The sequence below is a fragment of the Citrobacter sp. TBCP-5362 genome (genome assembly GCF_005406305.1).
Lineage (GTDB): Bacteria > Pseudomonadota > Gammaproteobacteria > Enterobacterales > Enterobacteriaceae > Citrobacter_B > Citrobacter_B koseri.
Genome location: NZ_CP040234.1, coordinates 191877 through 218608, shown reverse-complemented (window position 1 = coordinate 218608; position 26732 = coordinate 191877). Strand labels below are relative to the sequence as shown.

General features: G+C 57.0%; 17 protein-coding genes. 6 read left to right on the top strand and 11 right to left on the bottom strand.

What is annotated here, in order from left to right:
* The first annotated feature begins 20 nt into the window (after window positions 1–20).
* Window positions 21–1343 carry an MFS transporter gene (locus FD428_RS00985; protein ID WP_114848092.1) on the top strand — a complete coding sequence of 441 codons (1323 nt, stop codon included), beginning with the start codon at window positions 21–23 and terminating at the stop codon, window positions 1341–1343.
* A gap of 59 nt (window positions 1344–1402) precedes the next feature.
* On the opposite strand, the gene FD428_RS00980 is transcribed toward FD428_RS00985, so the two are convergent.
* Both FD428_RS00980 and pdeH read right to left on the bottom strand, forming a co-directional pair.
* Complete coding sequence (locus FD428_RS00980; protein ID WP_114848093.1) at window positions 1403–3460, bottom strand: AsmA family protein; 2058 nt, start codon at window positions 3458–3460, stop codon at window positions 1403–1405.
* 121 nt (window positions 3461–3581) lie between these two features.
* On the bottom strand, window positions 3582–4349 hold the full coding sequence (pdeH, locus tag FD428_RS00975; RefSeq protein WP_012135651.1) for a cyclic-guanylate-specific phosphodiesterase: 768 nt from the start codon (window positions 4347–4349) through the stop codon (window positions 3582–3584).
* Between the two features lie 232 nt (window positions 4350–4581).
* Between pdeH and FD428_RS00970 the strand changes: the two genes are divergently transcribed.
* Window positions 4582–5511: a sugar kinase gene (locus FD428_RS00970; protein WP_047460420.1), complete on the top strand. Its 930-nt coding sequence runs from the start codon at window positions 4582–4584 to the stop codon at window positions 5509–5511.
* A gap of 85 nt (window positions 5512–5596) precedes the next feature.
* Here FD428_RS00970 and FD428_RS00965 read toward each other — a convergent pair whose 3' ends face one another.
* From FD428_RS00965 to bcsR, 9 genes are all read right to left on the bottom strand, one after another.
* The gene (locus tag FD428_RS00965) at window positions 5597–7090 is read right to left on the bottom strand and encodes a pitrilysin family protein (RefSeq protein ID WP_047460417.1); all 1494 of its coding nucleotides are present in this window, start codon (window positions 7088–7090) and stop codon (window positions 5597–5599) included.
* A 219-nt stretch (window positions 7091–7309) separates the two neighbouring features.
* Window positions 7310–8596 carry a C4-dicarboxylate transporter DctC gene (gene dctA, locus FD428_RS00960; protein WP_012135654.1) on the bottom strand — a complete coding sequence of 429 codons (1287 nt, stop codon included), beginning with the start codon at window positions 8594–8596 and terminating at the stop codon, window positions 7310–7312.
* A gap of 157 nt (window positions 8597–8753) precedes the next feature.
* Window positions 8754–10760 carry a biofilm formation regulator HmsP gene (gene hmsP / locus FD428_RS00955; RefSeq protein WP_024131042.1) on the bottom strand — a complete coding sequence of 669 codons (2007 nt, stop codon included), beginning with the start codon at window positions 10758–10760 and terminating at the stop codon, window positions 8754–8756.
* A 180-nt stretch (window positions 10761–10940) separates the two neighbouring features.
* Entirely contained in the window at window positions 10941–14525 is a 3585-nt protein-coding gene (gene bcsC, locus FD428_RS00950) for a cellulose synthase complex outer membrane protein BcsC (protein ID WP_114848094.1), read from the bottom strand.
* On the bottom strand, window positions 14507–15616 hold the full coding sequence (gene bcsZ / locus FD428_RS00945) for a cellulose synthase complex periplasmic endoglucanase BcsZ (RefSeq protein WP_080750344.1): 1110 nt from the start codon (window positions 15614–15616) through the stop codon (window positions 14507–14509). The genes bcsC and bcsZ overlap by 19 nt, the downstream gene beginning before the upstream one ends.
* 3 nt (window positions 15617–15619) lie before the next feature.
* Window positions 15620–17962 carry a cellulose biosynthesis cyclic di-GMP-binding regulatory protein BcsB gene (gene bcsB / locus FD428_RS00940; protein WP_114848095.1) on the bottom strand — a complete coding sequence of 781 codons (2343 nt, stop codon included), beginning with the start codon at window positions 17960–17962 and terminating at the stop codon, window positions 15620–15622.
* Between the two features lie 10 nt (window positions 17963–17972).
* Window positions 17973–20579: a UDP-forming cellulose synthase catalytic subunit gene (gene bcsA / locus FD428_RS00935; RefSeq protein ID WP_012135661.1), complete on the bottom strand. Its 2607-nt coding sequence runs from the start codon at window positions 20577–20579 to the stop codon at window positions 17973–17975.
* A complete protein-coding gene (gene bcsQ, locus FD428_RS00930; protein ID WP_012135662.1) occupies window positions 20576–21328 on the bottom strand; it encodes a cellulose biosynthesis protein BcsQ in 753 nt (250 codons plus the stop codon). Before bcsQ ends, bcsA begins: the two co-directional genes overlap by 4 nt.
* Before the next feature lie 11 nt (window positions 21329–21339).
* Window positions 21340–21534 (bottom strand): cellulose biosynthesis protein BcsR, encoded by a 195-nt coding sequence (gene bcsR / locus FD428_RS00925; RefSeq protein WP_012135663.1) that lies wholly within the window; start codon window positions 21532–21534, stop codon window positions 21340–21342.
* Between the two features lie 290 nt (window positions 21535–21824).
* Here bcsR and bcsE point away from each other — a divergent pair, with 290 nt between their 5' ends.
* The 4 genes from bcsE to megL all read left to right on the top strand — a co-directional run bounded on the left by bcsE (window position 21825) and on the right by megL (window position 26727).
* A complete protein-coding gene (gene bcsE / locus FD428_RS00920) occupies window positions 21825–23384 on the top strand; it encodes a cellulose biosynthesis c-di-GMP-binding protein BcsE (protein ID WP_024131044.1) in 1560 nt (519 codons plus the stop codon).
* Window positions 23381–23572, top strand: a complete 192-nt coding sequence (bcsF, locus tag FD428_RS00915; RefSeq protein ID WP_012135666.1) for a cellulose biosynthesis protein BcsF — start codon at window positions 23381–23383, stop codon at window positions 23570–23572. The genes bcsE and bcsF overlap by 4 nt, the downstream gene beginning before the upstream one ends.
* Window positions 23569–25248, top strand: coding sequence for a cellulose biosynthesis protein BcsG (gene bcsG / locus FD428_RS00910; RefSeq protein ID WP_114848096.1), 1680 nt, complete (start codon window positions 23569–23571; stop codon window positions 25246–25248). The genes bcsF and bcsG overlap by 4 nt, the downstream gene beginning before the upstream one ends.
* 282 nt (window positions 25249–25530) lie before the next feature.
* On the top strand, window positions 25531–26727 hold the full coding sequence (megL, locus tag FD428_RS00905) for a methionine gamma-lyase (protein ID WP_114848097.1): 1197 nt from the start codon (window positions 25531–25533) through the stop codon (window positions 26725–26727).
* Window positions 26728–26732: the final 5 nt, after the last annotated feature.

Sequence of the window (26732 nt, the reverse complement as noted above, 5' to 3'; positions counted from 1 at the left end):
CCAAAAAATAAGAAAATACTATGCAAGCAACCGCCACCACACTCGACAACGAACAGGAACACGTTCCGGTAAACTCGCGCAATAAAGTCGTCGTTGCCTCCCTCATCGGCACCGCCATTGAGTTCTTCGACTTCTACATTTACGCGACTGCCGCAGTAATCGTGTTCCCCCATATTTTCTTCCCGCAGGGCGATCCGGCAGCGGCAACGCTTCAGTCCCTCGCCACCTTCGCCATCGCCTTTGTCGCGCGTCCAATTGGCTCTGCGCTATTCGGCCACTTCGGCGACCGCGTCGGGCGTAAAGTGACGCTGGTGGCGTCATTGCTGACGATGGGGATCTCCACCGTCGTGATCGGCCTGCTGCCGGGCTATGCCACCATTGGCATTTTCGCCCCGCTGCTGCTGGCGCTGGCGCGCTTTGGCCAGGGTCTGGGTCTCGGCGGAGAATGGGGCGGCGCGGCGCTGCTGGCGACCGAAAACGCCCCGCCGCGCAAGCGTGCGCTGTACGGCTCTTTCCCGCAGCTTGGCGCGCCTATCGGCTTCTTCTTCGCCAACGGCACGTTCCTGCTCCTCTCCTGGCTGCTGACCGATGAGCAGTTCATGACCTGGGGCTGGCGTTTACCGTTCATTTTCTCTGCGGTGCTGGTCATTATCGGCCTGTACGTCCGCGTCTCGCTGCATGAAACACCGGTATTCGCTAAGGTCGCCGCGGCGAAAAAGCAGGTGAAAATCCCGCTGGGCACCCTGCTGACCCGGCACGTACGCGTAACGGTACTCGGGACATTCATCATGCTGGCGACCTATACGCTGTTCTACATCATGACGGTCTATTCCATGACGTACAGTACCGCAGCCGCCCCTGCGGGGCTCGGTTTGCCGCGTAACGAAGTGTTGTGGATGTTGATGCTGGCGGTGATCGGCTTTGGCGTGATGGTGCCGGTTGCGGGCCTGCTGGCAGACGCTTTTGGTCGCCGCAAGAGCATGATCATTATCACGACAATGATCATTCTGTTCGCGCTGTTTGCCTTTAAACCGTTGCTCGGTTCCGGTAATCCGGCATTGATATTCGTTTTCCTGCTGCTGGGGCTGAGTCTGATGGGGCTGACCTTCGGCCCGATGGGCGCGCTGTTGCCGGAGCTGTTCCCGACAGAGGTTCGCTACACCGGCGCGTCCTTCTCGTATAACGTGTCGTCAATTCTTGGCGCGTCCGTAGCGCCGTATATTGCCGCATGGTTGCAGGGGAACTACGGTCTGGCGGCGGTCGGCACCTATCTGGCGTCAATGGCCGCCCTGACGCTGATTGCGCTGCTGTTGACCCACGAGACGCGCCACCAGTCGTTGTGATTTGACCGCCATCACCCGTAGGCCGGATAAGGTGTTTACACCGCCATCCGGCACTATCATCATTTCTTCATCTGCGACAAAATCATCCGACACTGATTCGCATCGCCTTCTGACGGGGAAATCAACGCCAGAAGCGCGGCGGCAGGCGTGACTAACGTCGCCAGCGCCGCAGCGACCGCGCCTCGCGCGATCAGCGGCCCGGCTTTCACCCCCGCCTGCGGGTTTTTAAACGACCCGCGCACATACAGCGGCGAACGCAGCGTAATAATACGAATCCCTTTGCTCTCTGGATCGATGGTTAAATCCAGTTGCTCAGAGGCGAAACTCGCGGTTCCGGTGACGTTAACCAACGCATTTTCCGTATCAAAAGCAAAGATTTGCGGGCGCGCAACGCCATTAACGATGTCAAGATTAGCCGCCGCGCAGTTGACCCGTACCTCATCGTCGCCAAATATCTGCCCGACAATAAAGTTGCCCACGTTCAGGCCGACAATCTCCATCAGGTTGCGGCTGATCACGCCATCGTTCATCAGCAGCTTCAGGTTGCCATTACTGTTACCTAACAGCGCCGCCACTGAATTGCCGCTTCCCCGGATATCCGCGTCACCGTTCATTTCGCCCAATGTTTTCTGCATCAGTTCGACATCCGGCATCAGCGCTTTCAGTTTAAGACGACGCGCCTGGATATTCGCCCTTCCCTGCATCGGCTTTTTATCCCCTTCCAGATGAATGCTGGAGACAATGCTGCCGCCAGCCAGGCCAAATTTCAGCGGCTGCAAACGTAAATCGGCATTTTTCAGGATGATATGGGTAGAGAGATCGCTGACCGGCAGGCTGCTGCCGTGCTCAATGCGCCCGCCCTTAAAGCGCACGTCGGCATCCATCACGTCCCATTTATCGGTTTCAAAGCGGTCATAAGGCAGCACTTTGTCGGCAGGCTGAATGCTCTTTTCGCCCTTGCTTTGCTCGGCGCGTTTCGACTGTTGCGCCCCCTTCCCGGAATCCACGCCGATCAGCGGCCCCAGGTCAGCCAGGCGAAGCTGGCGCGACTCCACATCCCCTTCCAGTTTGGGGCGCGGCTTGCCGGTGGTGTAAGCAAGAGAGCCGTGAATATCGCTGTCGCCGATGCGGCCATTAAAATTGCGGTAGTCAAAAACTGAGGATGTCTCCGTATCGATTTTCGCCACCAGGCGACCGTCCGTTTCAAACGGCGGCGTGTCCGGCAGCAGTACGCCGGTCAGGTCGTACAATTCGCCCAGCGAGTCGCCGGAAAACTTAAGCTGGAGATCGACGCCGCCCATGTTCAGCGGATCGTTGACCACCCCGGCAAAGGCCACGCGAGTATTGCCCGAGCGGAAGTCAGCCTGCACCGGGAAAGGCGCGCCTTCACTGCGTAACGCCAGCATACCGCCAATTTTGCCCGTGCCGGTCAGCGGTTCCCCGTTATAACGCCCCTGCGCCTTAAGGCCGAAAACATAATCCCCCACGTTGTTGTCGTTGTTGCTTTTGGCTCCCGTGACTTCGCTAAAAGGCAGTGGTTTACCCAGCGGATCAACCAGGATCTCGATATCGGCTTTGCTGACCTTATCGTCAATGGCGATACGCCCCTGATCGAACAAAATCGTATCCAGACGGAACGACCAGGCGGACGGCTGCGCATTGGGATCGTTTTTCTCGTCAGCCGCAAGAGTGAAGGTCCAGTTATTGTTTTTCTCCGAGAGGCGGATAAGGCGGGCGTCAGGCTTCACCAGTTTGATCCACGGCAGCCAGACGGTTTTGGTCAGCAACGCCAGCGGCGCCAGCGTGGCTTCAACGCGCGGGAGATGCACCATCGTGACTTCGGGGATATCCGGCGGATTGCCGAGGATAATGTCTTCGGCATGAACGTGCGGCCAGGGCACCCAGCTTCGCCAGCCGGTTTCCTGTTTTTGTCGTTCCCACACCACGCCCAGATCGCCGCGAATGGCGAATGGCCGGTTGAGTTCTGTAGAGACTTTCTGGTTGATGGCCGGTTTGAGGCGATTCCAGTCAAATGTCGCAATCAGGACGATGAGTACGACGATCAACAACAACAAAGCCCCTGATATGGCAGCGGTTATTTTGCCTGCTTTCGTCATGTTTTACTTCCTCACTTCTTTCCTTGCCAGTCCTAAAGATAGTCCAGCAAACGGAAAAGAGAGGCAGGCTGCGTCCTGGAATACCGCGTGAAAGACGCGCCATTCCGGGAAACAGCGGGTATTACAGCATCAGGATCACCTGTTCAAGGTTCTCCAGCGGAACAGGACGCGACAGAAAATACCCCTGCGCCGCGAAAGCGGGCGAACGTTGTACATCGCGCCACTCTTCCAGCGTTTCCACGCCTTCGACGATAACGCCGCGGCAATAGCGGTTCATCAGTTGCAGCAGCAGCGTAAAGAGGTTTCGCCCTTCCGGCGTCTGGCGCAGCATCACAAACAGATCCCGCGCCACTTTGATGTAGTCGTAACGCACTTCGCTCAGGGCAGAGAAATTCGCCATGCCGGTGCCGAAATCATCCAGCCAGAGCGGGCCGAATTCACACATTGAGGCGAACGAAGAGTCTTTCGGTAAACGAATATGTTCCACCAGTTCGAATCGCAGCCAGGGCAGGCGCTCAATCGTTTTCAATACCTCTGGCTGCTGACGCATCGCGATCAGCGTCGGGCCATCGACATTGACCGAGGCCAGCAGGTCATGACGCATGAAAAAATCGGCTTTCTGCTCCAGGAACTGGAGCTGTTCTTTCACCACATCCACGCGGTGTCTTACCGCCAGTTCGGCAAAATAGCGATCCGGGGCAACGCGCCGGGAAGGGTTATCCGGGTGTACCACAACCGTCAGCAGTTCCACGGCCATCAATCGCCCGTTGGTCTGGTAGATTGGCTGATAAGTGTAAGCACGTTCGCACTGCAACCAAAAGCGCCGCTCCTGCAAGCTTTCAATGCTTGCCTCAGGAATGCTTAGCTGCTGGATAACCTGCTTTATCATCTCAGATGTCCTGTTAATGAGAGTGTGACTGCCCGGACTCGTCAAAGGTTATCGGCGCTCTGGCAAAGAACTTTATGTTCAGCGTCCCGCAAAATAGAAACAGCATGACAAAAATCAACACAGAATACGCGTTGGCTCAAAAAAATAATGGAACGATGTTTTAATATAGTTGACCGCTGAATACACCACAGCGCACACTAACGCTAATTTTTTTCAGAGCAGGTTCACGACTATGTCCAAAAAGATTGCCGTGATTGGCGAATGCATGATTGAGCTGTCACAGAAAGGCGCAGACGTTCAGCGCGGTTTCGGTGGCGACACGTTGAATACATCCGTTTACATCGCCCGTCAGGTCGATTCTGCGGCCTTGTCCGTACACTACGTGACGGCGCTGGGCACTGACAGCTTCAGCCAGCAAATGCTGGATTCATGGCAAGGCGAAAATGTCGATACCTCCCTCACGCAGCGCATGGAAAACCGTCTACCGGGCCTCTATTACATCGAGACGGACAGCACTGGCGAACGCACTTTCTATTACTGGCGCAACGAGGCGGCAGCGAAATTCTGGCTGGAGAGCGAGCAGTCTGCGGCAATCTGCGAAGAGCTGGCGACCTTCGACTACCTCTACCTGAGCGGGATCAGCCTTGCCATTTTAAGCCCGTCCAGCCGCGATAAATTACTGTCGCTGCTGCGCGAATGCCGTGCCAACGGCGGGAAAGTCATTTTTGACAACAACTATCGCCCGCGCCTGTGGGCAAGCAAAGAAGAGACGCAGCAGATATATCAGCAGATGCTGGAATGCACGGATATCGCGTTCCTGACGCTGGATGATGAAGACGCGTTGTGGGGTGAAAAGCCGGTTGCCGAGGTCATTGCCCGCACGCACGACGCAGGCGTCCAGGAAGTGGTGGTGAAACGCGGCGCAGATTCCTGCCTGGTTTCCATCAAAGGCGAAGAGGTGATTGACGTTCCGGCGGTGAAATTGCCAAAAGAGAAAGTGATCGACACCACCGCAGCGGGCGACTCCTTTAGCGCCGGGTATCTGGCAATACGTTTAACCGGCGGCGACGCTGCCGGGGCCGCACAGCGCGGGCACCTGACCGCCAGCACGGTCATTCAGCATCGCGGGGCGATTATCCCGCGCGATGCAATGCCGCAATAACCGCACTGTAGGCCGGATAAGCGTAGCGCCATCAGGCATGACATTCTCGCCGGATGGCGGCGTGACCGCCTTATCCGGCCTACTGCTACTGCGCAGCCGGGATATCCGTGACTTCCGGGTGGACATCATCGGTTTCTGCGCTTGTTGCTGCTGCTGTCACTGGCGCCATGATTTGATCCCACGTTGCCTGTAGGTCCTTCATATTCAGCTCCGGTTCGCCCTTCGGCTGAAGCAGAATCAACGCCATATCTTGCGATAGCTGCTGACGCAGGTTTTGATTCAACATCTCAACGGTCAGGTTATTCAGGAAGTTCTGCCGTAAACGCTGGTACTGTTCCGGGGCAATATCGACCACCTGATTTTGCAACGAGCGCATCCGTTGGCTGATCAAGATATCGGTATCGGTACGCGCATAAGTGGCGAACAACTTCTGCAACTCCAGATTCTTCTGCGCCACCAGCGCGTTAAACTCCTCTTCCGGCAAGCCGTTATCACGGACTTTCGCCAGTTCACGCGCCACCAGCCCCAGGTTCAGATTCAGCTTATCGCCGGGGGATTCAACGTTGATCGCGCACTGCGCACGCAGGAACAGCACCCGGCAGTCAAAGCCGAGACCAATCTCTTTGGCGTTGTTCTTGCTGAGCGCCTGCTGAACATGCCAGAACAGGGCTTCACGGGCTAAATCCGCCTGCCAGTAGCGCAGCAGCGCGGCGGACTCGCGAATGGGCTGCCACGGCGTATCCCACATGATGGAGAGACGATCCTGGCGCACGGCGTCAGTCATAATGCTGACCGCTTCGGCGCGCAGAGGGGAAAGCGTCGGCACCGGCGCAGGCGTTTCACGTTTGCCTTGCAACTCGCCGAAGGTTTTGTTGATCTGCTCAGAAACCGAACGCGCGTCCACGTTACCGACGATAATCAGCGTCATCGCGTCCGGGGTGTACCATTTCTGGTAAAACGCGTTAAGTTTCTCTACATCCACAGGCTGTTTCAGCGGCTCGGCCGGATCGTGGCCTAACAGCGCAGACCCTTTCAGACGATAGCGCCACCAGCCCTCTTTGGTGTCCATAGGCCAGGTGGCAACCATATCTTCACTATTGACTGCATGCGCAACTGTCTCTGGCGTGATGGACAGTTTGCCGGAGGTATGCGCCAGATAAGAGAGCGCCTCTTTTAGCAGATCGTTACGGGTGTTGGGCAGGCTGAGGTTATATAACGTGGAATCATAAGAAACGATAACGGGCGGCACAGGGCGTTTGGGGTCAAAGCCCTGCTGCCAGAGTGAACGTGCTTGCGCGGCGTCAAGGCCGCCGCTTTGCGTCAGCGCGATACGGGGAATGGCATGGCTGAAACCGCTCTGTTGCGTACTTTCGGTGAGCGAACCGGTATTGACCAGCAGACGAACCTCAATACGATCGCTTGGGCGCTGCGGGGTAGCTAATACTTGCCACTGTAATCCATTTGCCAGCGTCCCCTGTTGCCATGCCGGGTCAGGCTGGAGCGCATCTGCCTGCACATAGCCGACAGTAGCCATCATCAGCAGACTGCCCGCTAAGAGTCGAATTTTTGTGCCCTGCATGTAAACCCCTGATCAACAATCCTGGTAATAAAAAGACAGCCTGGAAGGCTTATCTGAATATGACGTTAAAAACACTTCGTGTTAGACCGCGCGAACATAAAAATGTCACGCCAGAAGTGAAAAAATCCCGAAGCCACATGTTGAGTGATTCGGGGGCAGGGGTCAATTATGCGCAAACACCCGCAGTCCTGGAAGGGACTGCGGGCATAAGAGGTGAGATTAAGAGGATAATTCGTGCGTTTTGCCATCAGGCGCACGATTATTCAGCACATCATCCAGCTTTTTGTGGTCCAGTTCTTTCACCCACTTCGCCACAACGACCGTTGCCACGCCGTTACCGACCAGGTTGGTCAGCGCGCGGGCTTCAGACATAAAGCGGTCGATACCGAGGATCAGCGCCAGACCCGCAACCGGTAAGTGGCCCACCGCGGAGATCGTCGCAGCCAGCACGATAAATCCGCTCCCCGTTACCCCGGCCGCCCCTTTCGAGGAGAGCAGCAGCACCACCAGCAGAGTTACCTGATGGAAGATATCCATATGACTGTTGGTCGCCTGGGCGATAAACACCGCCGCCATCGTCAGATAGATCGAGGTTCCGTCCAGGTTAAACGAGTAGCCTGTGGGAATAACCAGCCCCACCACCGACTTACGGCAGCCCAGCTTTTCCATCTTATCCAGCATACGCGGCAGCACGGATTCGGAGGAGGACGTCCCCAGCACAATCAGCAGCTCTTCACGGATGTAGCGGATAAATTTAAAAATGCTGAAGCCAGCTGCGCGGGCAATCGAGCCAAGCACCACCACCACGAACAGAATACAGGTGATGTAGAAGCAGACAATCAGCTGCCCCAACTGCACCAGCGTACCCACGCCGTATTTACCGATAGTAAAGGCCATTGCACCGAAAGCACCGATAGGCGCCAGGCGCATGATCATGTTGATGATGCCGAAAATGACCTGCGAGAAGCTTTCAATCACGTTGAAAATCAGCTGGCCTTTGCTGCCCAGACGATGCAGCGCAAAGCCGAACATCACCGCAAACAGCAGAACCTGTAGGATATTACCGCTGGCGAACGCGCCGATGACGCTGCCCGGGATGATATCCATCAGGAAGCCCACGATTCCCTGGTCTTTTGCTTGTTCGGCGTAGATCGCCACCGCTTTAGCATCCAGCGTCGCCGGATCGACGTTCATCCCGGAGCCAGGCTGAACGACGTTGACGATAATGAGACCAATGATCAGCGCAATCGTACTGACAATCTCAAAGTAAAGCAGCGCAACCGCACCGGTGCGGCCCACCGCTTTCATGCTTTCCATACCTGCAATGCCGGTAACGACAGTACAGAAGATAACCGGTGCGATGACCATCTTAATCAGCTTAACGAACGCGTCGCCAAGCGGTTTCATTTGTGCGCCTAATTCAGGGTAGTAATGGCCAAGGAGGATACCAATGGCAATTGCTGTCAGGACCTGAAAGTAAAGGCTTTTGAACAGAGAGGTTTTCATAGGGTGTCCTTGAAGTAAAAACCACAGGTCTTGTAAGGTTATGGTTAACCTGCGGCCTTAAAATAACACCCACACAACATGACAGAAATGCACCTGGATCATAATTGAAACAAAAATGTTAAAAACTTTGAGCTGGCTCGCACAAGTCTGACCTTTTTTAAGTTTTGTAATCAGGCTGCGCGTTCTTCAGGTAACGTTCTTCAAACACATCCGGCGGAACCGCGCGGGCAAACAAGAAACCTTGCGCCACGTCCACCCCTGCCTGCGCCAGCCAGTCGCGCTGCGCTTCGGTCTCCACGCCTTCCGCGATCATTTTCAGGTTAAGGCTGCGCGCCATCAGGATAATCGCCGTGACCATGCTGTCATCTTCCGGCAATCCCTCAACAAACATTTTGTCGATTTTTAGTATATCGACCGGCAGCGATTTCATGTGCTGAAGCTGACGCAACCCTGCGTATCCCATACCAAAGTCATCCAGCGCGATGCGTACGCCCGCGCTGCGCAGCGGGCGCAGGATGGCGACGGCGGCATGCGGGTCGTCGATGCGTCGGCTTTCCGTTACTTCCAGAATCAATGTATCCGGCTGAATACGATAGCGGCTTAGCAGCTCCAGCAGATCCGACACCATATTCGGGTGCATGAGCTGCAATGCGGAAAGATTCACCGAGAGCGGCATCATCACGCCACGCTCCTGCCAGGCGGAAAGCTGGCGACAGGACTCTTCCAGCACCCAGTACCCAACCGTCACCATCAGACCACAGGATTCGATACGGTCAATTAACCCTTCCGGGAGTTCCCAACTGCCATCCGGCTGCTGCACGCGTAATAATGCTTCTGCGCTCAGGACCTTACCGCTGGACATCTCCACCTGCGGTTGCAGCCAGATGGCGAACTGGTGGTTATCCAGCGCGTTGAGAATATCGCTCTCTTCCGTCAATCTCTGCTGCGCGGCCTCCATCTGCGCCGGGTCAAAGAACTGAATCTGATTTTTACCTTTGCGGCGGGCGGTAAAGGCGGCGGAGACGGCGCGACCATAAAGCGCCTCGGCCGTCAGGTCGCCGTAAAACATCGCCACCCCAATGCTGCAACTGGGGCGTAGCTGGATGCTTTCGATCGGCAGCCGTTCATTAATGACAGTGAGCACTTGCTGACCTAACGTAATCGCGTGCCACGGTTCTTTTACGCCGTGCGCGATGATGGCGAAATCAAAGCCGCTCACCTGCGTCAGCACCATTCGCGGCGCCAGCACCGATTTCAGTTTTTCCACTAGCGTAAGCAACAGGATTTCCCGCTGCGTCTCTTTGAGCACGCCTGCGGTATCGCGCAGCGTTTCACAGGTGACAATCATTAACGCCGTCGTCTGCTGACGCGTCACAACCTGTTCCAGAAGCCCCATCAGAAAAGCCTTGTTGGGAAGCTCGGAAACCGGAAAGCGCATCGCATGATCGTTTTGCTCAATGCTGTGACGCTGGGCAATCTGCTGATTCAGGTTGTAGCTACGCACCAGCATACCAATCTCATCGTCATGATGCAGACGCGGTAGCGCCAGCTGATGGCCTGTCAGCTCCTGCGGCGGGATATCGTTAAGCTCCCGGGCGATTTTGCGTAGAGGATGCACAATCAGGCGGTTCATACACCAGGTTATCGCCACCGTCAGCATCAGCGATAAAAGTAAGTAAATGGTCACTAACGTCGAGAGCGTGCTCATCACGAACTTATACATGCGGAACGAGTCCGCCTGGAGCACCAGATACGCCAGCGGCTGTGGGTTGGCTGGCCGCTCAAGGGAATAGACCGGCAGCGAGATCTGCACCGGCAGTTCAAACAGACGCGTCACCGTCACCGGGACGGAGCGCTCAGGAATAAAACTCATTCGTAGCGCCTGGAATTGGTTCGGCAGCACCACGTCGGCGCGGCTGACCACGCCCGCAGGCTGAATGCGCGCCAGGATGGTTTCCGCTTCAGGGATATCCGCTTTCAGGATTGCGGCGGACAGCGGTTCGCGGACAGAACGGGCGATACTTTCCAGTTGCGTAGCCGTGTTATAGCGGTTCTGCTGTACTAAATGAAACAGCAAAACGGTGCAAAAAATAAATACAAACACCAGGACAACGGCCGCAACCATTGCCATCTGCTTAATTGTTAACGAGCGGCTGACGCGCAAATTGACTCTCCATGACTATCCCCAGGCTGCCGCCAGAGTATACCCGATCGCGCAGACATAAAGAGAGGCCGTATCTGAAAAGGACTTTTCCGAATCATCAGTGCCGGATGGCGGCGTGGCCGCAAGCGCGCGTTGTAGGCCTGATAAGACGCGAACGCGTCGCCATCAGGCGTTCGGCGCTTACCAGTCCGCGTACGGCACCAGCGGCTGCGGCGGTAAATCCATATCGCCCTGCCATCCCGCAGCGGAATAACGCACATACAGCAGGAAATGGCTCGGCGTATAATCCTTCGCTTCCTGAATATCAATTGCCGTTCCGAGGAACCAGTTAGACGTCACCCGTCGCTCGATCAGCGCCCGCGCCGTATAACCAAAGCCCTGACTGCTGCCGCCGCCATTCGTCTGCGTGGCCGCCTCTTCGCGGTAATCCGTCGGGATCAAATTCATCAGCGGATAACGCGGCATGGTTTTGGTGCGTGAATGCGACCAGGATACCGAACCGCCCAGCTCCCACGACCAGTTTTCCGTACGCTGCCGCCACATCACCGGCACGGCGAACGACACATACTCCTGCGGACTGTAATAACCGCCATGCCCCAGCGAATACCCGCTCAGGTCTTTGTCGTAGTGCCAGATCATATTGTTCAGGCCGACGGTGACGCGACGGTTATTCTCATTGATGATTTTATAGTAATAGCCCGTCATCCAGCGCACGCGCCAGTTATCCGCGACGTTCTTACCGGTCAGTTGATCGCCGCTCAGCGAAGCCCAGACGCCGTTGGCTTCACCTTTGTCATAGCTCAGGCTCACACCGCCGCCGTCCGCACGCACGCCGCCCCATTTTGTGCCCGTGTTGCTCGGCGCGTCTTTCTGCCCGCCGAAGGCCAGCAGAGAACTGGAGATTGGCCGACGGTGCGCGTTCAGCGTATAGCCCAGCGGCCCGATATCATTGCTGTAGCTCACGCCGCCAACCACATCGACAACGTTAAAGCCCATCGGCGTGGTCCCGATATCCCAGCTCCAGGTCTCGTTTTTCCAGCCGACCGCCACGCTCGTGCCGGTATCAGACTGGCTGCGGTTGCCGCTACAGTCATGCAGCGTACAGGTGCCCCAGTTCTTGTCCCAGGTGCCGTCCGCATGGGTCGAGAAACTGCCGACATCCACGTTCACCAGGTCAGCACGGAAGAACATCCGGCCATCTGACAACGGCGCGTCAACCTGGAACATGGTGGTATGCGCTTTCAGATCGGAGTAGCCGCCGGTGCCGCTCGATCCCCAGTAATCATGCTCCAGCGTGACGTTCAGATCCTGCTGTCGGTATAAATCCGCCGCATCGCTGCGCACGCCGCGTTTTAACCAGTCATCTTTCGCGTCATTACGGGTCAGGCGAGTAAAGGTGTCATTATCCTGCGGGCGGGTCGGCGTAATACCGGAAGCCACCATCGCGTCTTTGTACGTCTCAAGCGCCTGCTGCGGTTCGCCGTTTTGCGCCTGAAAACCCGCCGCGTCGCGCAGCACCATCGCAGTTTCCATAGAAGGCGGCTGTGACTTCGCCTGCGGCACAATCGTGTTGAAGGTCTGCTGCGCCGCGACGCTATCGCCCAGCTGCGCCTGGGCTCGCGCCATACGGCGCTGCATATTGATGGACAGCGGCTCCCCGGTCGCCGGGGCGGGAAGTTTCGCCAGTTCCGCCCGCGCCGCCGCGTTATCGCCCTGCGCAATATAGACTTCCGTCAGGCCAAGTCGGGCATCGACATTACCCGGCTCCCGCGCCAGAACCGCATCATAGGCGGCGCGCGCCGAAGAATAATCGCGCCGCTGCTGCGCCCAGTCGGCAAGGGTTAAATCAATACGCGTAGAGGCGGGCTGTTGGCGAAGCAGCGTTTCCGCTTCCCGCTCTTTGCCGCTATCACGCAGGCGGCTGGCGGTTTCCAGCACCTGATTATTTTGCAGCCTGTCCGCCAGTTCCCGAATGTTACTGTTCCACTGGCTACGCGGCAGATTATTGATATGCGCCATCGCCGCGCGATCCTGATCGTTGCCCGCGAGGTACAGCCCATAGGCATACACCTGATCCGGGTCGTTCGGTTTCTGACGCGCCAGCGCGCGCATGTGCGCATCGGCCTGGCTGCGCTGCCCGGCGTTCCACAGATCGCGGGACAAACGATACGTTACCCAGACGCTGCCGGGGTCCAGCGCCAGCCTGCGACGATGCAGTTCCGCCGCCTGCGCCCAGTTCCCCTGGTTTTCCAGCGCTTCGGCCTGCTGCGCCAGCCGGTCGTTTTCAAGGCTACGCTCAATATCATCAATACTTTGCCGCTGACGACTGGAGAGCGACGCGATAAACGCCGAGGCTTTCTCCGGGGACTGCTGACGATAGATATTCGCCAGGCCGCGCACGGCGTTGCTGTTGCCGCTGTCCATTCGCAGCGTCTGCTGATAGTAGCGCTCGGCGGCGGGATAATCTTTACGCGCCATCGCCACGTCGCCCAGCCCCAGCACGGCATAGCTGTCGGTATTGTCGATGCTCCTGGCCTGCCGGTAGAGGCGTTCCGCCTGGTCCGGGTTATTCGCTTTCAGCGCGGCGTCGCCCTGCTGAATCGCCAGCCAGTAGCGGTTTACCTTCAGCAGGCTTTCCCATTTGCCGCGACTGCTGCTGTTCGGGTCCATCGCAAGCGCTTTCTGGAACTGCGCCACCGCGCGGGCACGATCGCCGCGCTGCGAATAGGCCTGCCCCAGCGCGCCGACGGCTTCGCTGTCGCGGTGATCCGCGCTTACCGCCTGCTGCAATTCCGTTACGGCTTTGCCGCCCTGTCCGGCCTCCACCGCCGCCAGACCTTGCGCTCTGGCTCTGAACGCCGGGTCGGAAAGCTGTTGCTGCTGTTCACTCAACTTGCTGCGCGCGGCATTGACGCTGTCGCCTTCGCTAAACACCGTCAGGTATTTTTGCAGCGCTTTTACGCTGGCGTCGCTGGCAGGCAGATCTTTAATCTGCTGATACCAGAGAGCAGAAGCCGTCGTGCGCCCGGCGCTGGAATTCGCCATCTGCTCTAATACGGCAAATCCCTCATCGCGTCGCCCGCCGTCAAACAGCAACTGCGCCAGCGTGTTTTGCAGGGCGGTATTGCCCGGCGTACTGGCGTTAATTCTTTTAAGCTGATTAATCGCCTCGTTACGTCTCGCGGGAGATTTTGCCACCGTCGTCCAGTATTCCACCGCCAGATCGCCTTGCGGCGGATGACCTTTAAACAGCGCGTCGTAAGCGGCAATCGCTTCTTCGGTATGACCGGTGGTCGCCTGTAAACGCGCCTCCTGCAAGGACTGGCGCCCTTCCGGCGTGGAAAGCATCATCGTCGTGCGGGAGGACTGATACGCGCTGGAACTCGGCGCTAACTGGGAAAGCCTGTCGAGCTGTTTCTGCGCCCCGTCATTGTCGCCCTGGCGCAGCAGGTAGCGAAACCGGGCGGCGACCACTTCCGGGTTGTTCGGGTCGATCAGTTCCAGGCGATAAAGCGACTGGCGCACCAAATCCTCACGGTGCGAGGCTTCGCCTAACCGAACCTGTTGCAGCAACTGCTGTTGCGCGGAAGGCGCCGCCTCAGCGAACGGCATCCAGGCGATGCCGAGCGTCAGGCCGAGCACGGCCCGATGGCGATGCTTTAGCGTCTTATCCGGCCTACAATCAGCGGCATCCCGTAGGCCGGATAAGGCGTTACCGCCACCCGGCAAAAGGAGATGGATGAGACTTAATTTGAACTTGCGCATTCCTGGCCCCAGTCAGGTAGTAATTCACCTTTAGCGGTGAAGCGAAAACGATGCTGATCCCATCCTTGTCCGAAAAGCGTTAGCACATAGCTATAGTAGGCATCGCTACCGGGAAAATTGTCCGCCACGCGCTGTCGCTGCACCGCCTGAGCATCACGGTTTTGCAGGAAAGGCAATAAAGAAGCCGAAAAGCCCACCGGCCCGTCGCCCTGGGCTTTACCACTGGCGACATCCACCTTCTCTGGCGGAACGCCGTTTTTTGTCGTCAGCGTCGCCATCGGTTTCAGGCGCGTCAGCAGCCGCGCTTTTTGCGGATCGCCGTCGTGCATCATCCCCGCCCATAAATAAACGCGGATGGCATCGTAACTGCTGACCAGCGTTTTTTCCGGTTTCAGCTGCCAGCCTTTGTCTTTTTCATAGCGCACCCAGTCCGGCGAGAACCCTTTCGGGGCGGTTTCCATCAGCAAACGCATATTGGTTTCACGCAGCGTGGTCCAGGGCGCGCCAAAGCGGGTAAAATATTGCGCCAGCTGCGGGGGTAAATAGCTCGGGTTAAAGCGCCAGCGCGTCTTTTCCGCAAAACCCACGTTCCCCGGCAGCAGCATTGACCCCAGCCCCGGCACCGTTACCACCTCTTCACGCGCAATGCGTTTTAGCAGCGCGGCGCCAGTGTCGGTATAACGCGACGTTTTCCATAAGCGCCCGGCTTCCAGCAGCGACCAGGCCATCCAGATATCGCCGTCGGAAGCGGAGTTTGCATCCAGCACCTCCCAGGTCGAGGGGTCTTTCTGCCCCCACAGCCAGGCAGGCAGATGCGCCTGTAAGGAACCCTGCGCCAGGTTGTTTTGCGTCCAGTCGAGGATCAGGTCAAATGCCGGACGATCGTTGGCGGCGAGGGCAAAGAACAGCGCATAGCTTTGCCCTTCCGACGTCGTGATTTTGCGCGCGTCGCTGGGGTCAATCACCCGTCCTTCCTGACTGATATAGTCCTTTTTGAACTGTATCCATGCCGGCCACGTACAGGCCGCCTGCACGCTGACGGTCGCCAGCATCAGGGCAGTTAACATCCATCCACGCAGCGCGTTCATCATCGATTACTCGTTATCGGGATCGAGTCGACGACGGCTGATAATGCGCAGCAGACGCCACAGAACCCAGGCCAACAGCACGACGCTAACCGCCGCCAGTATCGCCAGCAGCACCGGATGATTCGATAACGCGTACCAGAGGCGTTCGAACCACGGTAAATGCCCTACGTAGTAAATATCGCCCACCCGCAGGCTGTTGACGCCAGACTCGCGGATCACCGACACGGAGCCAAACATAGCGGCGCGTTTTCCGCTGTCGTTCATCGCTTCGGTCAGCAGTTCATACCCGCGCGGGCTGTCTGCCAGCAGCGCCACCACGCTACGCTGGTCGTTGAACGGCGACTGGAAGCCCACTACCGCCGCCATCGCGCCAGCAGAGGTGATGGTGGATTTCGCATCCGGCGCGCGGTCGGCCTCATCCGGCATGATGCTCGGGAAGGTCGTCTGGCGCATCGGCGTGTTCACCCAACTTTGCGTCGCCTGTACCAGCAGGTCGATGCGTTTGTCATCTTTCAGTGCATCCGGGATTGTCCCGATCACCATAATATCCGCATCTTTACCCTGAATCTGGCGGCTATCGTCGGTGATGTTCAGGTTAATCGACGGGAAACCGGTCTGCGCGCCAATCGTCCCGGTCACATCCAGCAGCGTTTCCATCTGCGCTTCGTTCGGGTTTTTCGGCATCACGGCAATGGTTTCTGAAAGGTCAGCCATCCGGCTGAACGGGAAGCCCGCGTTGGCGAAGGCGCGCAGGTCCGGCATCGCGATAAAGTGATAATATTTCGAGAAATCAATGGTGGAGTCGTCGCCAATCACCACATGGTTTTGTACCGGCTGGAACGTCACGCAATTATCCACCGAGCCGCCCGGCATCGGGTTCATGTACTGGAAGTCAAAGCGCAGCTGGTTCATCGCCCCCAGCTTCAGCGCCGGGATCGACACGTCCGTTTTACCGTCAATCAGCCCCTGCAATACCGGCAAACGCAGCAGCAGGCGATTGCTTTCCTGGGTGCTGTTCAGGCTGAACGCTTGCAGGAACTGATCGTTCAGGCTGATATCCATACGCGAGCTGTCTTTGCTCGGCGGCGTGGTGTAACGGTAGTTGAGGTTCATATCAATACCGTTGCTGCGCAGCAGATAGAGATCCGGCGGCAGATTCAGCGACAGCGAAATCGCCGCAGGTTCCAGCCCGGTGGACTGGAGCTGCTCTTTATAGGTTTTCAGCTCGCCGAACGTCACCGCACGGTCAGTACGTACCCAGTTCGGTGCATCATAAGGTTTACGCGCCAGCAGAGGCTTCACCTCATCCACCACCACGCTGTCGCCACGGAACAGGATATTCCCTTGCGCAATGCCTTTCGCCGCCTGCAACAGATCGTTATCGTCGCGGCCAAAGACCACCAGCAGCTTCACATATGGGTTGTCCGGGTGGCTGATCATCTCAATCACCGGCGCTTTTACCGGCGGATGATCGCGCAGGAAATCAGGGCGCTTGTCGTTCGTGGCAAAGACGATGGCATTACGATCCGGCAGCGTGTTGTACATCACCGGGAAATGCTGGCCGCGCCAGCCTGCGCGCGAACCGAACCATGAAGAGACAATGGATGCCGCCTGCTGCTGCATCAGATCCGGCGAACCGGCAAAGACCACAGGCAGCGTAACCTGGCGGTTGTCCCGCGGATCGAAGAACGGCACCGGGAAGTGCGACAGATCGTTTTTCACCGGCAGGGTCTGGTACGTCAGATCCAGCACGCTGCTGCGGCCAACATCCAGCCAGAGCGTACTGCTGGCCGGGTTTTCGCAGACATCGCGATAGTGCCCGACGAACTCCAGCCGCACGCGGTTAAAATCGGTGATAAAGAGCGGGTTGATCGGCATCTGGGCCAGCGTCTTTTTGCCCAGTTGCTCTTTCGTGACCGGCAACACGCCCATCAGCTCATCATTGAGGTAGACCTTCAGCTGCGACTGGATCGGCAGCAACGACGGCGACGGGGTGTATTCCAGGTTCAGCATCGCTTTCGACACCACCTCATCGCTGCGCATACCGAACTCAATGCTGCCATTCGGGTTCACGCCACGCAGCACCATGCTGCCCGGCGGCGGCGCGATTTGCGCGAAGGTCAGCTTCACATCGCGGGAAGGCCCGTTTTGCGCCACCACGGGCGCATCGGCGCCCGGCATTACCTGGCCGACCGGCTGCTCCGGCGTTTCTGGCGCAGGCGCTGTCGGCGCTTGCGCTGGCTCAGCATTGATCAATGGTTGCATTGCAGGCGTCGCATTCGTCATGAAAGTGGGGAAAGCGCTTATCCCCATAGCCACTGCATAAACCCAGGAAAGTTTTCTTTTCATCGCGTTATCATCATTGTTGAGCCATCACCTGATCCGGCTGCCGCTCCGGGCGACGCGGAATAAACGACACAATCCAGGAAACCAGCGTCGTCAGAGAACGGAAAATTACTTTGACGGAAGACGGAGCAAATTCCGCAAGATGGCGGTAGCCACGGAAGCCCAGCTTCAGAATATCCAGCAGGCTTTCCAGCGGTTTGTCTTCCGGGAAGCTGTCCTGCCAGAGCGCCCACGTATCCGCGCGGGCAAATGTGCACTGCACAAAGTCGATATGTTGTTTCGTGGTCATCGGCAGCAATTGCAGCCCGACCTCATTGCCCAGCACGCGCACGACCTGAGTAGGAAAGACGTACTCTTGCTGGCCACGTTTAAGCAATAAATTAACCTTTTGCCCTTCCAGCACCTGCGCCTGCCCGTTGATCCGAATCCCCAGGCCGCCGTCGGAGAAGTCATGCACGGTGCATGAGAACAGGTGGCCATCTTCACGGGCAATGGCCGCCGGCATGGAGATTTCAACGCGGTGCGCCCGGCGTACCTGCTTACTTTCCACAGAGACCGCCACCGCGCCGCCCAGAATGATCAGGTTATAGAAAACCCACACCAGACTGACGATCACCGTGAGTATTTCGTTGGCGGGGCCGTAGTAGTAACGCCAGACGCCCACCACGACCCCCAGCAGGTTGAGCAGCACCAGGAAGATATAGGGCCGGGAAATCACCCAGTCAACATACTCTTCCTCTACCAGCCCGCCTTTCGCGGTAACGTTGAATTTCCCTTTATGCGGGTTGATCAGCGCCACCATCGTCGGCGGCGCAATATACCAGGCCAGCACCGTTTCGTAGATCTCACTCCAGAAGGAGTGGCGGTATTTCCCCTGAATCTTCGAGTTGGTGAGGCTGGCGTGAATCATGTGCGGCAACACAAACAGCGCAATCATCAGCGCGGGCGCATAGATGATATAGGCGTGCAGCAGCAGGAAAGCCAGCGGTGCCGTCAGGAAGATGAGCCGTGGAATGCCCGATAAAAAGTGGAACATGGCGTTGACGTAACACAGACGCTGCGCCAGCTTTAAGCCTTTGCCAAACAGCGGGTTATCCAGACGGAAGATTTGCACCATGCCGCGCGCCCAGCGAATACGCTGCCCGATGTGCGCGGACAGGCTTTCCGTCGCCAGACCTGCCGCCTGTGGAATGCGCATATAGGCCGAGGTGTAGCCGCGACGGTGCAAGCGCAGCGAGGTATGCGCATCTTCGGTCACGGTCTCAACGGCAATGCCGCCAATTTCATCCAGCGGTTTACGGCGAATCACCGCGCACGATCCGCAGAAGAACGTCGCATCCCACATGTCGTTGCCATCCTGCACCAGCCCATAAAACAGCGTGCCTTCGTTCGGCGTTTTACGGAAACGACCGAGGTTGCGTTCAAACGGGTCCGGCGAGAAAAAGTGGTGCGGCGTCTGCATCATGGCGAGCTTTTTCTCTTTCAGGAACCAGCCCATCGTCATTTGCAGGAACGAGCGTGTCGGTACATGGTCGCAGTCAAAGATCGAGACAAACTCGCCTTTCGCGTATTTCAGCGCGTTATTGATGTTGCCGGCCTTGGCGTGTTCATGCGTGGTACGGGCGATATACTGTACGCCGACGGTCTGGGCAAACTGGCGGAACTCTTCGCGCCCACCGTCGTCAAGAATCCAGATGCTCAGCTTGTCTTTCGGCCAGTCGATGCCCAACGAGGCATAAACGGTGTTTTTCACTACGCTGAGGTCTTCGTTGTAAGTCGGAATAAAAATGTCCACCGTCGGCCACTGCGCCATCTCTTTCGGTAGCGGCACGGGCTGGCGGTTAAGCGGCCAGACGACCTGGAAATACCCCAGCACCAGGACAATCCAGGCGTAGGTTTCCGCAAACAGCAAAATCAGCCCGCAAACCAGGCTCAGCGGGTCATCCCAGTTTAGCGTCGAGGTATAGCGCCACCAGATATAACGGCATGACACCGTCAGCGACAGCACGATCAGCATCAGGGCGGAGAAACGCCCCGGTATCCGCCGCACCAGCAGCGCGACGCCCCACAGCAGTATCAGGAAGATAAACTGCGACAGCGGGTTAAACGGCTGGGTAATACAGATGATCGCCAGAATCAGGGAAAAGGTGACGATGACGCCGAGGATAAAGCGGCGCACCCCGTTGCTAAGATGGCCCAGCTCTTTTTCGCTTTCCAGATGCGTGGTCTTTTTACTGACGCGGTCGGGCAGCGTGTCCATCCACTGATGATAGCGACCGCGCACGCCCAGCAGGCGGGAGAGCGACCGCCAGCGCGGTTCGACCTTCTTCTCTTTACGCGGCGAGAAGGCCATCAGCCAGAGCGTTTGAATGGCATAGCGGGCCGGGTCCAGCGGACGCGGTCGGTTGGCGTTAATGTGCGGATAGAGCGCTTTATGCTGCGCGCGAATGCGCTGCCAGCGCGGATGCTCAAGCGGAATAAAAGTCCACGCCAGAATCACCCACAGGCAGCCCAGCATCGCACTGAACGGCGACGCGCCATGACGGCGATACCCTTGATAGCGCTCGCTCAGGCGTGCGCCGACCGGCGGAATGAGAAGCCACCGGGTCAGGATGTTCATGATGCGCTCCCGGCAGGAGCGCGATTACCCGCATAGTGCAACAAACACCAGTTCGCCAGCGTTAGCACCTCTTCTGCCGCCAGCGAATCGCCACGGTACTCGCCCAGCGGCTGTTTCGAAGCCATACACTCCGCCATCGCTTCATCGCGATGGATCACCATCGGCAGCAAACGACGCTGGCTTTGCAGCCAGACCTGGTACAGATCGTCCTGCAACTGGCTGGCAATGCGTAAATCGTTAATCAGAATATGCGCGCCCGTGGGCAGCGCCTGTTGATGCAGCCGGATATGGCAATTGGTGTCCGCTTTTACCACCGCCAGCGTATGATCGCAGAGACTGACCAACTGTTGCGTCAGCGGTGAGACGCCGTGGGGAAGATCCAGCAAAATCCACGAATAGCGTCGGCTCTCTTTCAGTTCGCGCAGGCCAGCGCAAATAGCTCCCAGCTTTTCCGCCCATTCCTGAGGATTCTCCCGCTCTTCCACCGTAAGCTGTCCGAACGGCAGCAGATCGAGCTGGGTGGTATAACGCAGTCCGGCATCGCGCCAGTCTTTACCGTCCAGTAGCGCCCTGGCCCAGCCGTCGCGATGGGCAAAATCGACATTGAATGACATACGCAGCAGGTTATCGGGGCTGGCATCAACGACCAGCACATTTTCCCCGAGTATTTGCAGCGCCCAGGCGAGCGCCGAAGTGATTGATGTGGTGCCTACACCGCCGCGCACGCCCTGCAATCCCAGAATGGACATCCCTGACTCCCTTATGATGGTTGTTGCGCAAATTCAGCCAATAAAGGCCAACGTTTAATCGCCGCAGCCAGCTGTTCGCGTTGGGAAATATCGGTATAGTCTATTTCGGGCAAGGAGAAAGCCTGACTTAACGCCAGAAAATCATTTTGAAAGGTATAGCCCAATGCTGAATCAAACTGAGAGTCAGGTTCGTTGTTGTTATACATTCTGTATTGTGTCCCTTTTGAATATACTCACCATGCTTCAGACAATTTTTCTGGCAGCATCCCCCCCTCTTCACTGTTAATCTTCAATGCAGGGGATCGTTCATTTCTCGCCTTTCCGTTACGCAAACTGTAAGAGTAAAGAAAACACCATGACCGAGGTCGCAAGGCTTCCTGCCCGCCGAATTGATTCATATGCTAAATCTGATGTGTTTTAATTTCAATGTTAGGTTTATTTCTGAGCTTTCGCTAGTAAACTGATAAACAGATAAAATAGCGACAAGAGGGACGCTGTGGACCCCGTATTTTCTATCGGCATCTCATCATTATGGGATGAACTACGCCACATGCCTGCCGGCGGTGTCTGGTGGGTTGACGCTGATCGCAATGAAGATGCCATCAGCCTGGTGAATCAAACGATTGCCTCGCAGGCAGGGAACGCGAAAGTCGCGGTCATTTGTATGGGCTGCGATCCGGGTGAATTAATCAAATTAGATGAATCTCACGGCCCGGAAAAAATCCAGTTATTTTCAATGCCGGATTCTGAAAAGGGGTTATACTTCTTGCCCCGCGATTTGCTTTGTTCTGTTGATCCTACACATTACTTTTTCATTCTTCTTTGCGCGAATAACGCCTGGCAAAATATATCAGGGGAACGCCTTCATCAGTGGCTGGAAAAAATGAATAAATGGACCCGGTTCCATCACTGTTCGCTTCTGGTTATTAACCCTGGAAATAATAATGACAAACAGTTCTCCCTGTTGATGGGGGAGTATCGTTCGCTTTTCGGCCTTGCCAGCTTACGTTTTCAGGGCGACCAGCATCTGTTCGACATCGCGTTCTGGTGCAGCGAAAAAGGGGTCAGCGCCCGGCAACAACTGACGCTGCGCCATAAAGATGCGCACTGGGAGCTGGCCCACAAGGAAGAGGCGAACATCCAGCCGCGCAGCGACGAAAAACGCATCCTCAGCAATATCGCCGTTCTTGAAGGCGCTCCGCCGCTGTCGGAACACTGGGCGCTTTTTGATAATAACCAAACCTTGTTCAACGAAGCGCGAACTGCACAGGCGGCGACGATCATCTTCTCCCTGACGCAAAATAGCCAAATCGAACCCATGGCGCGAAATATCCATACGCTGCGCCGCCAGCGCGGAAGCGCGCTGAAAATTATCGTCCGCGAAAATCTCGCCAGTTTGCGGGCAACCGACGAGCGACTGCTGTTAGGCTGCGGCGCGAATATGGTTATTCCGTGGAATGCGCCGCTTTCCCGCTGCCTGACGCTGATTGAAAGCGTGCAGGGACAGCAATTCAGCCGCTACGTCCCGGAAGAGATCGCCACACTCCTGTCGATGACGCAGCCCATGAAGCTGCGCGGTTTCCAGACATGGGACGTCTTCTGTGAAGCCGTACATAACATGATGAGCAACACGCTGCTGCCCGCTGACGGGAAAGGCGTGATGGTCGCATTGCGCCCGGTGCCGGGTATCCGCATCGAGCAGGCGCTGACGCTCTGCCGCCCAAACCGTACCGGCGATATCATGACTATCGGCGGCAACCGGCTGGTGCTGTTTTTATCATTCTGTCGGGTCAACGATCTGGACACTGCGCTGAACCATATCTTCCCGCTGCCGACCGGCGATATCTTTTCCAACCGCATGGTCTGGTTCGAAGATAACCAAATCAGCGCTGAACTCGTGCAAATGCGCCTGCTGTCGCCTGAACTGTGGGGCACACCGCTGCCGCTGACCCAGGGACCGAACCCTGTGCTCAATGCCGAGCATGACGGGCGAGTCTGGCGACGTATTCCCGAACCCTTACGACTGCTGGATGACAGCGTGGAGCGCCCACAATGATGAACGTCAACGATATCATCCAGATCATCGTCTTTTGCGCGCTGATCTTTTTTCCTCTGGGCTATCTGGCGCGCCATTCGCTTCGCCGCATCCGTAACACAGCCCGACTGTTATTCGCCAGACCCCGTTATGTAAAACCCGCCGGAACCTTGCGCCGTGCAACAAACGTCAAGGCAGACAAAAAATGACTCAGCATACTCAAACCTCATCCATGCCTTCACCTCTCTGGCAATACTGGCGCGGCCTTGCAGGCTGGAATTTCTACTTTCTGGTAAAGTTTGGCCTGCTCTGGGCGGGATATCTCAACCTCCATCCGTTGCAGAACCTGGTCTTCATGGCCTTTTTGTTAATGCCAGTCCCCAAACTTAGCCTGCACCGTCTGCGCCATTGGGTCGCTATCCCAATCGGCTTTGCGCTTTTCTGGCATGACACCTGGCTGCCTGGCCCACAAAGCATTATCAGTCAGGGCTCGCAGGTCGCGGGTTTTAGCGCGGACTATATGCTCGATCTGGTGACTCGCTTTATCAACTGGCAGATGATCGGCGCCGTGTTTGTGCTGCTCGTCGCCTGGCTGTTTTTATCGCAGTGGATTCGGGTCACTCTTTTTGTTGTCGCCATTATGATCTGGCTGAACGTGCTGACGCTGACAGGGCCAGTCTTTACGCTGTGGCCTGGCGGCCAGCCGACCGACACGGTGACGACCACCGGCGGCTCTGCGGCGGCGACGGTCGCAACGGCAGGAGACACCCCAGTGGTCGGCGATATCCCGGCGCAGACCGCGCCTCCGACCTCAGCCAATCTGAACGCGTGGCTGAACACCTTCTATAACGCGGAAGAAAAACGAAAAACGCCGTTCCCGACGGCGCTGCCGGCCGATGCGCAGCCGTTTGAACTGCTGGTGATCAACATCTGTTCCCTCTCGTGGTCTGATGTTGAAGCCGCAGGCCTGATGTCACATCCGTTATGGTCGCATTTCGATATTCTGTTTAAACACTTTAACTCCGCCACCTCCTACAGCGGCCCGGCGGCGATCCGCCTGCTGCGCGCCAGCTGCGGCCAGTCGTCGCACACGAATCTGTATCAACCGGCAGGCAACGACTGCTACCTGTTCGATAACCTGTCGAAGCTGGGCTTCACGCAGCATTTAATGATGGGTCATAACGGCGAATTCGGCGGCTTCCTGAAAGAAGTGCGTGAGAATGGCGGTATGCAGACGGAGCTGATGGATCAAAAAGGGCTGCCCGTCACGCTGCTGGGCTTTGACGGTTCTCCGGTTTATGACGACACCGCCGTGCTCAACCGCTGGCTGGAAACCACCGAGAAAGATCAGAACTCGCGTAGCGCAACGTTCTATAACACGCTGCCGCTGCACGACGGAAACCACTTCCCTGGCGTCAGTAAAACGGCGGATTACAAAATTCGCGCGCAAAAGCTGTTCGATGAGCTGGACGCCTTCTTTACCGAACTGGAGAAATCAGGCCGTAAAGTGATGGTGGTGATGGTCCCGGAACACGGCGGCGCGCTCAAAGGCGACAGAATGCAGGTTTCCGGGCTACGCGACATCCCCAGCCCGTCTATCACCAACGTACCGGCAGCGGTGAAATTCTTCGGTATGAAAACGCCTCATCAGGGCGCATCGATTGAGATTGACCAGCCGAGCAGCTACCTGGCGATTTCCGAACTGGTGGTGCGCGCCCTTGACGGCAAACTGTTTGTCGAAGACAACGTCAACTGGGATCAGCTCACCCGTGGGTTGCCGCAGACCGCGCCGGTCGCTGAAAACGCCAACGCGGTGGTTATCCAGTATCAGGGTAAACCGTATGTGCGTCTGAACGGCGGCGACTGGGTGCCTTATCCGCAGTAAACGAAAAAGGCCTGATGGCGCTACGCTTATCAGGCCTACAGGTCAGGCACAATCTCCTGAAATTATGCCGATTTGTAGGCCGGATAAGACGCTTTCGTCGCCATCCGGCAAAACTCGCGCAAGCGCCGCAACACGCTGGAAAGATTCTTGCCAGCTGGCAACTTTTCTGACGACCCGTAAAAAACGAAACCCACTAACTCTTTGATATATAAAAACTCCTTTTCTGGCACAGCGATTGCTATTTGAGTGTGAGCTGTTCTGTTCCGAATCAAAGGAGATATCATGTCTGACTGTCGTACTTACGGATTCAACACCCAGATCGTTCACGCGGGGCAACAACCCGATCCTTCAACTGGCGCGCTCAGTACGCCAATCTTCCAGACGTCGACGTTTGTTTTCGACAGCGCCGAACAGGGGGCCGCCCGCTTTGCGCTCGAAGAGTCCGGGTACATTTACACCCGCCTGGGCAACCCCACGACGGACGCGCTGGAGAAAAAGCTGGCGGTACTGGAAAGAGGCGAAGCGGCACTGGCGACCGCGTCCGGTATTTCCGCCATCACCACCACGCTGCTGACGCTCTGTGAGCAGGGCGATCACATTGTCTCAGCCAGCGCGATTTATGGCTGCACGCACGCATTTTTGTCGCACAGCATACCGAAGTTCGGTATTGACGTGAGTTTCGTTAATGCCGCCAACCCGGATGAGATCCGCGAAGCCATCCGCCCGGAAACCAAAGTGGTGTACATCGAAACGCCCGCCAACCCAACGCTCTCCCTGGTCGACATCGAAACGGTCGCCGGGATCGCCCATCAGCGGGGCGTGCTGTTGGTTGTGGATAACACCTTTATGTCGCCGTACTGCCAGCAACCCCTGCTCCAGGGAGCCGATATCGTGGTTCACAGCGTCACGAAATACATCAACGGACACGGGGATGTTATTGGCGGGGTCATCGTCGGCAAGCAGGAGTTTATCGATCAGGCGCGGTTTATCGGGCTGAAGGATATCACCGGCGGCTGCATGAGCCCCTTTAACGCCTGGCTGACGCTGCGCGGCGTGAAGACGCTGGGGATTCGCATGGAGCGCCACTGCGAGAACGCGCTGAAAATCGCCCGTTTCCTGGAAAGCCATCCGAAGATTACCCACGTCTGGTATCCGGGGCTTCCTTCGCACCCGCAGTATGAACTTGGCAGACGCCAGATGAGCCTGCCCGGCGGCATTATCAGCTTCGAAATCGCGGGTGGCCAGGAGGCTGGCAGACGCATGATCAATTCGGTAGAATTGTGCCTCCTCGCGGTCAGTCTCGGTGATACCGAAACCCTCATTCAGCACCCTGCGTCTATGACACATTCGCCTGTTGCGCCAGAGGAACGGCTTAAAGCAGGTATTACCGACGGGCTTATCCGTCTTTCTGTGGGTCTTGAAGATCCAGAAGATATTATTAACGACCTTGAACACGCCATCAGAAAGGCGACATTCTGACCATT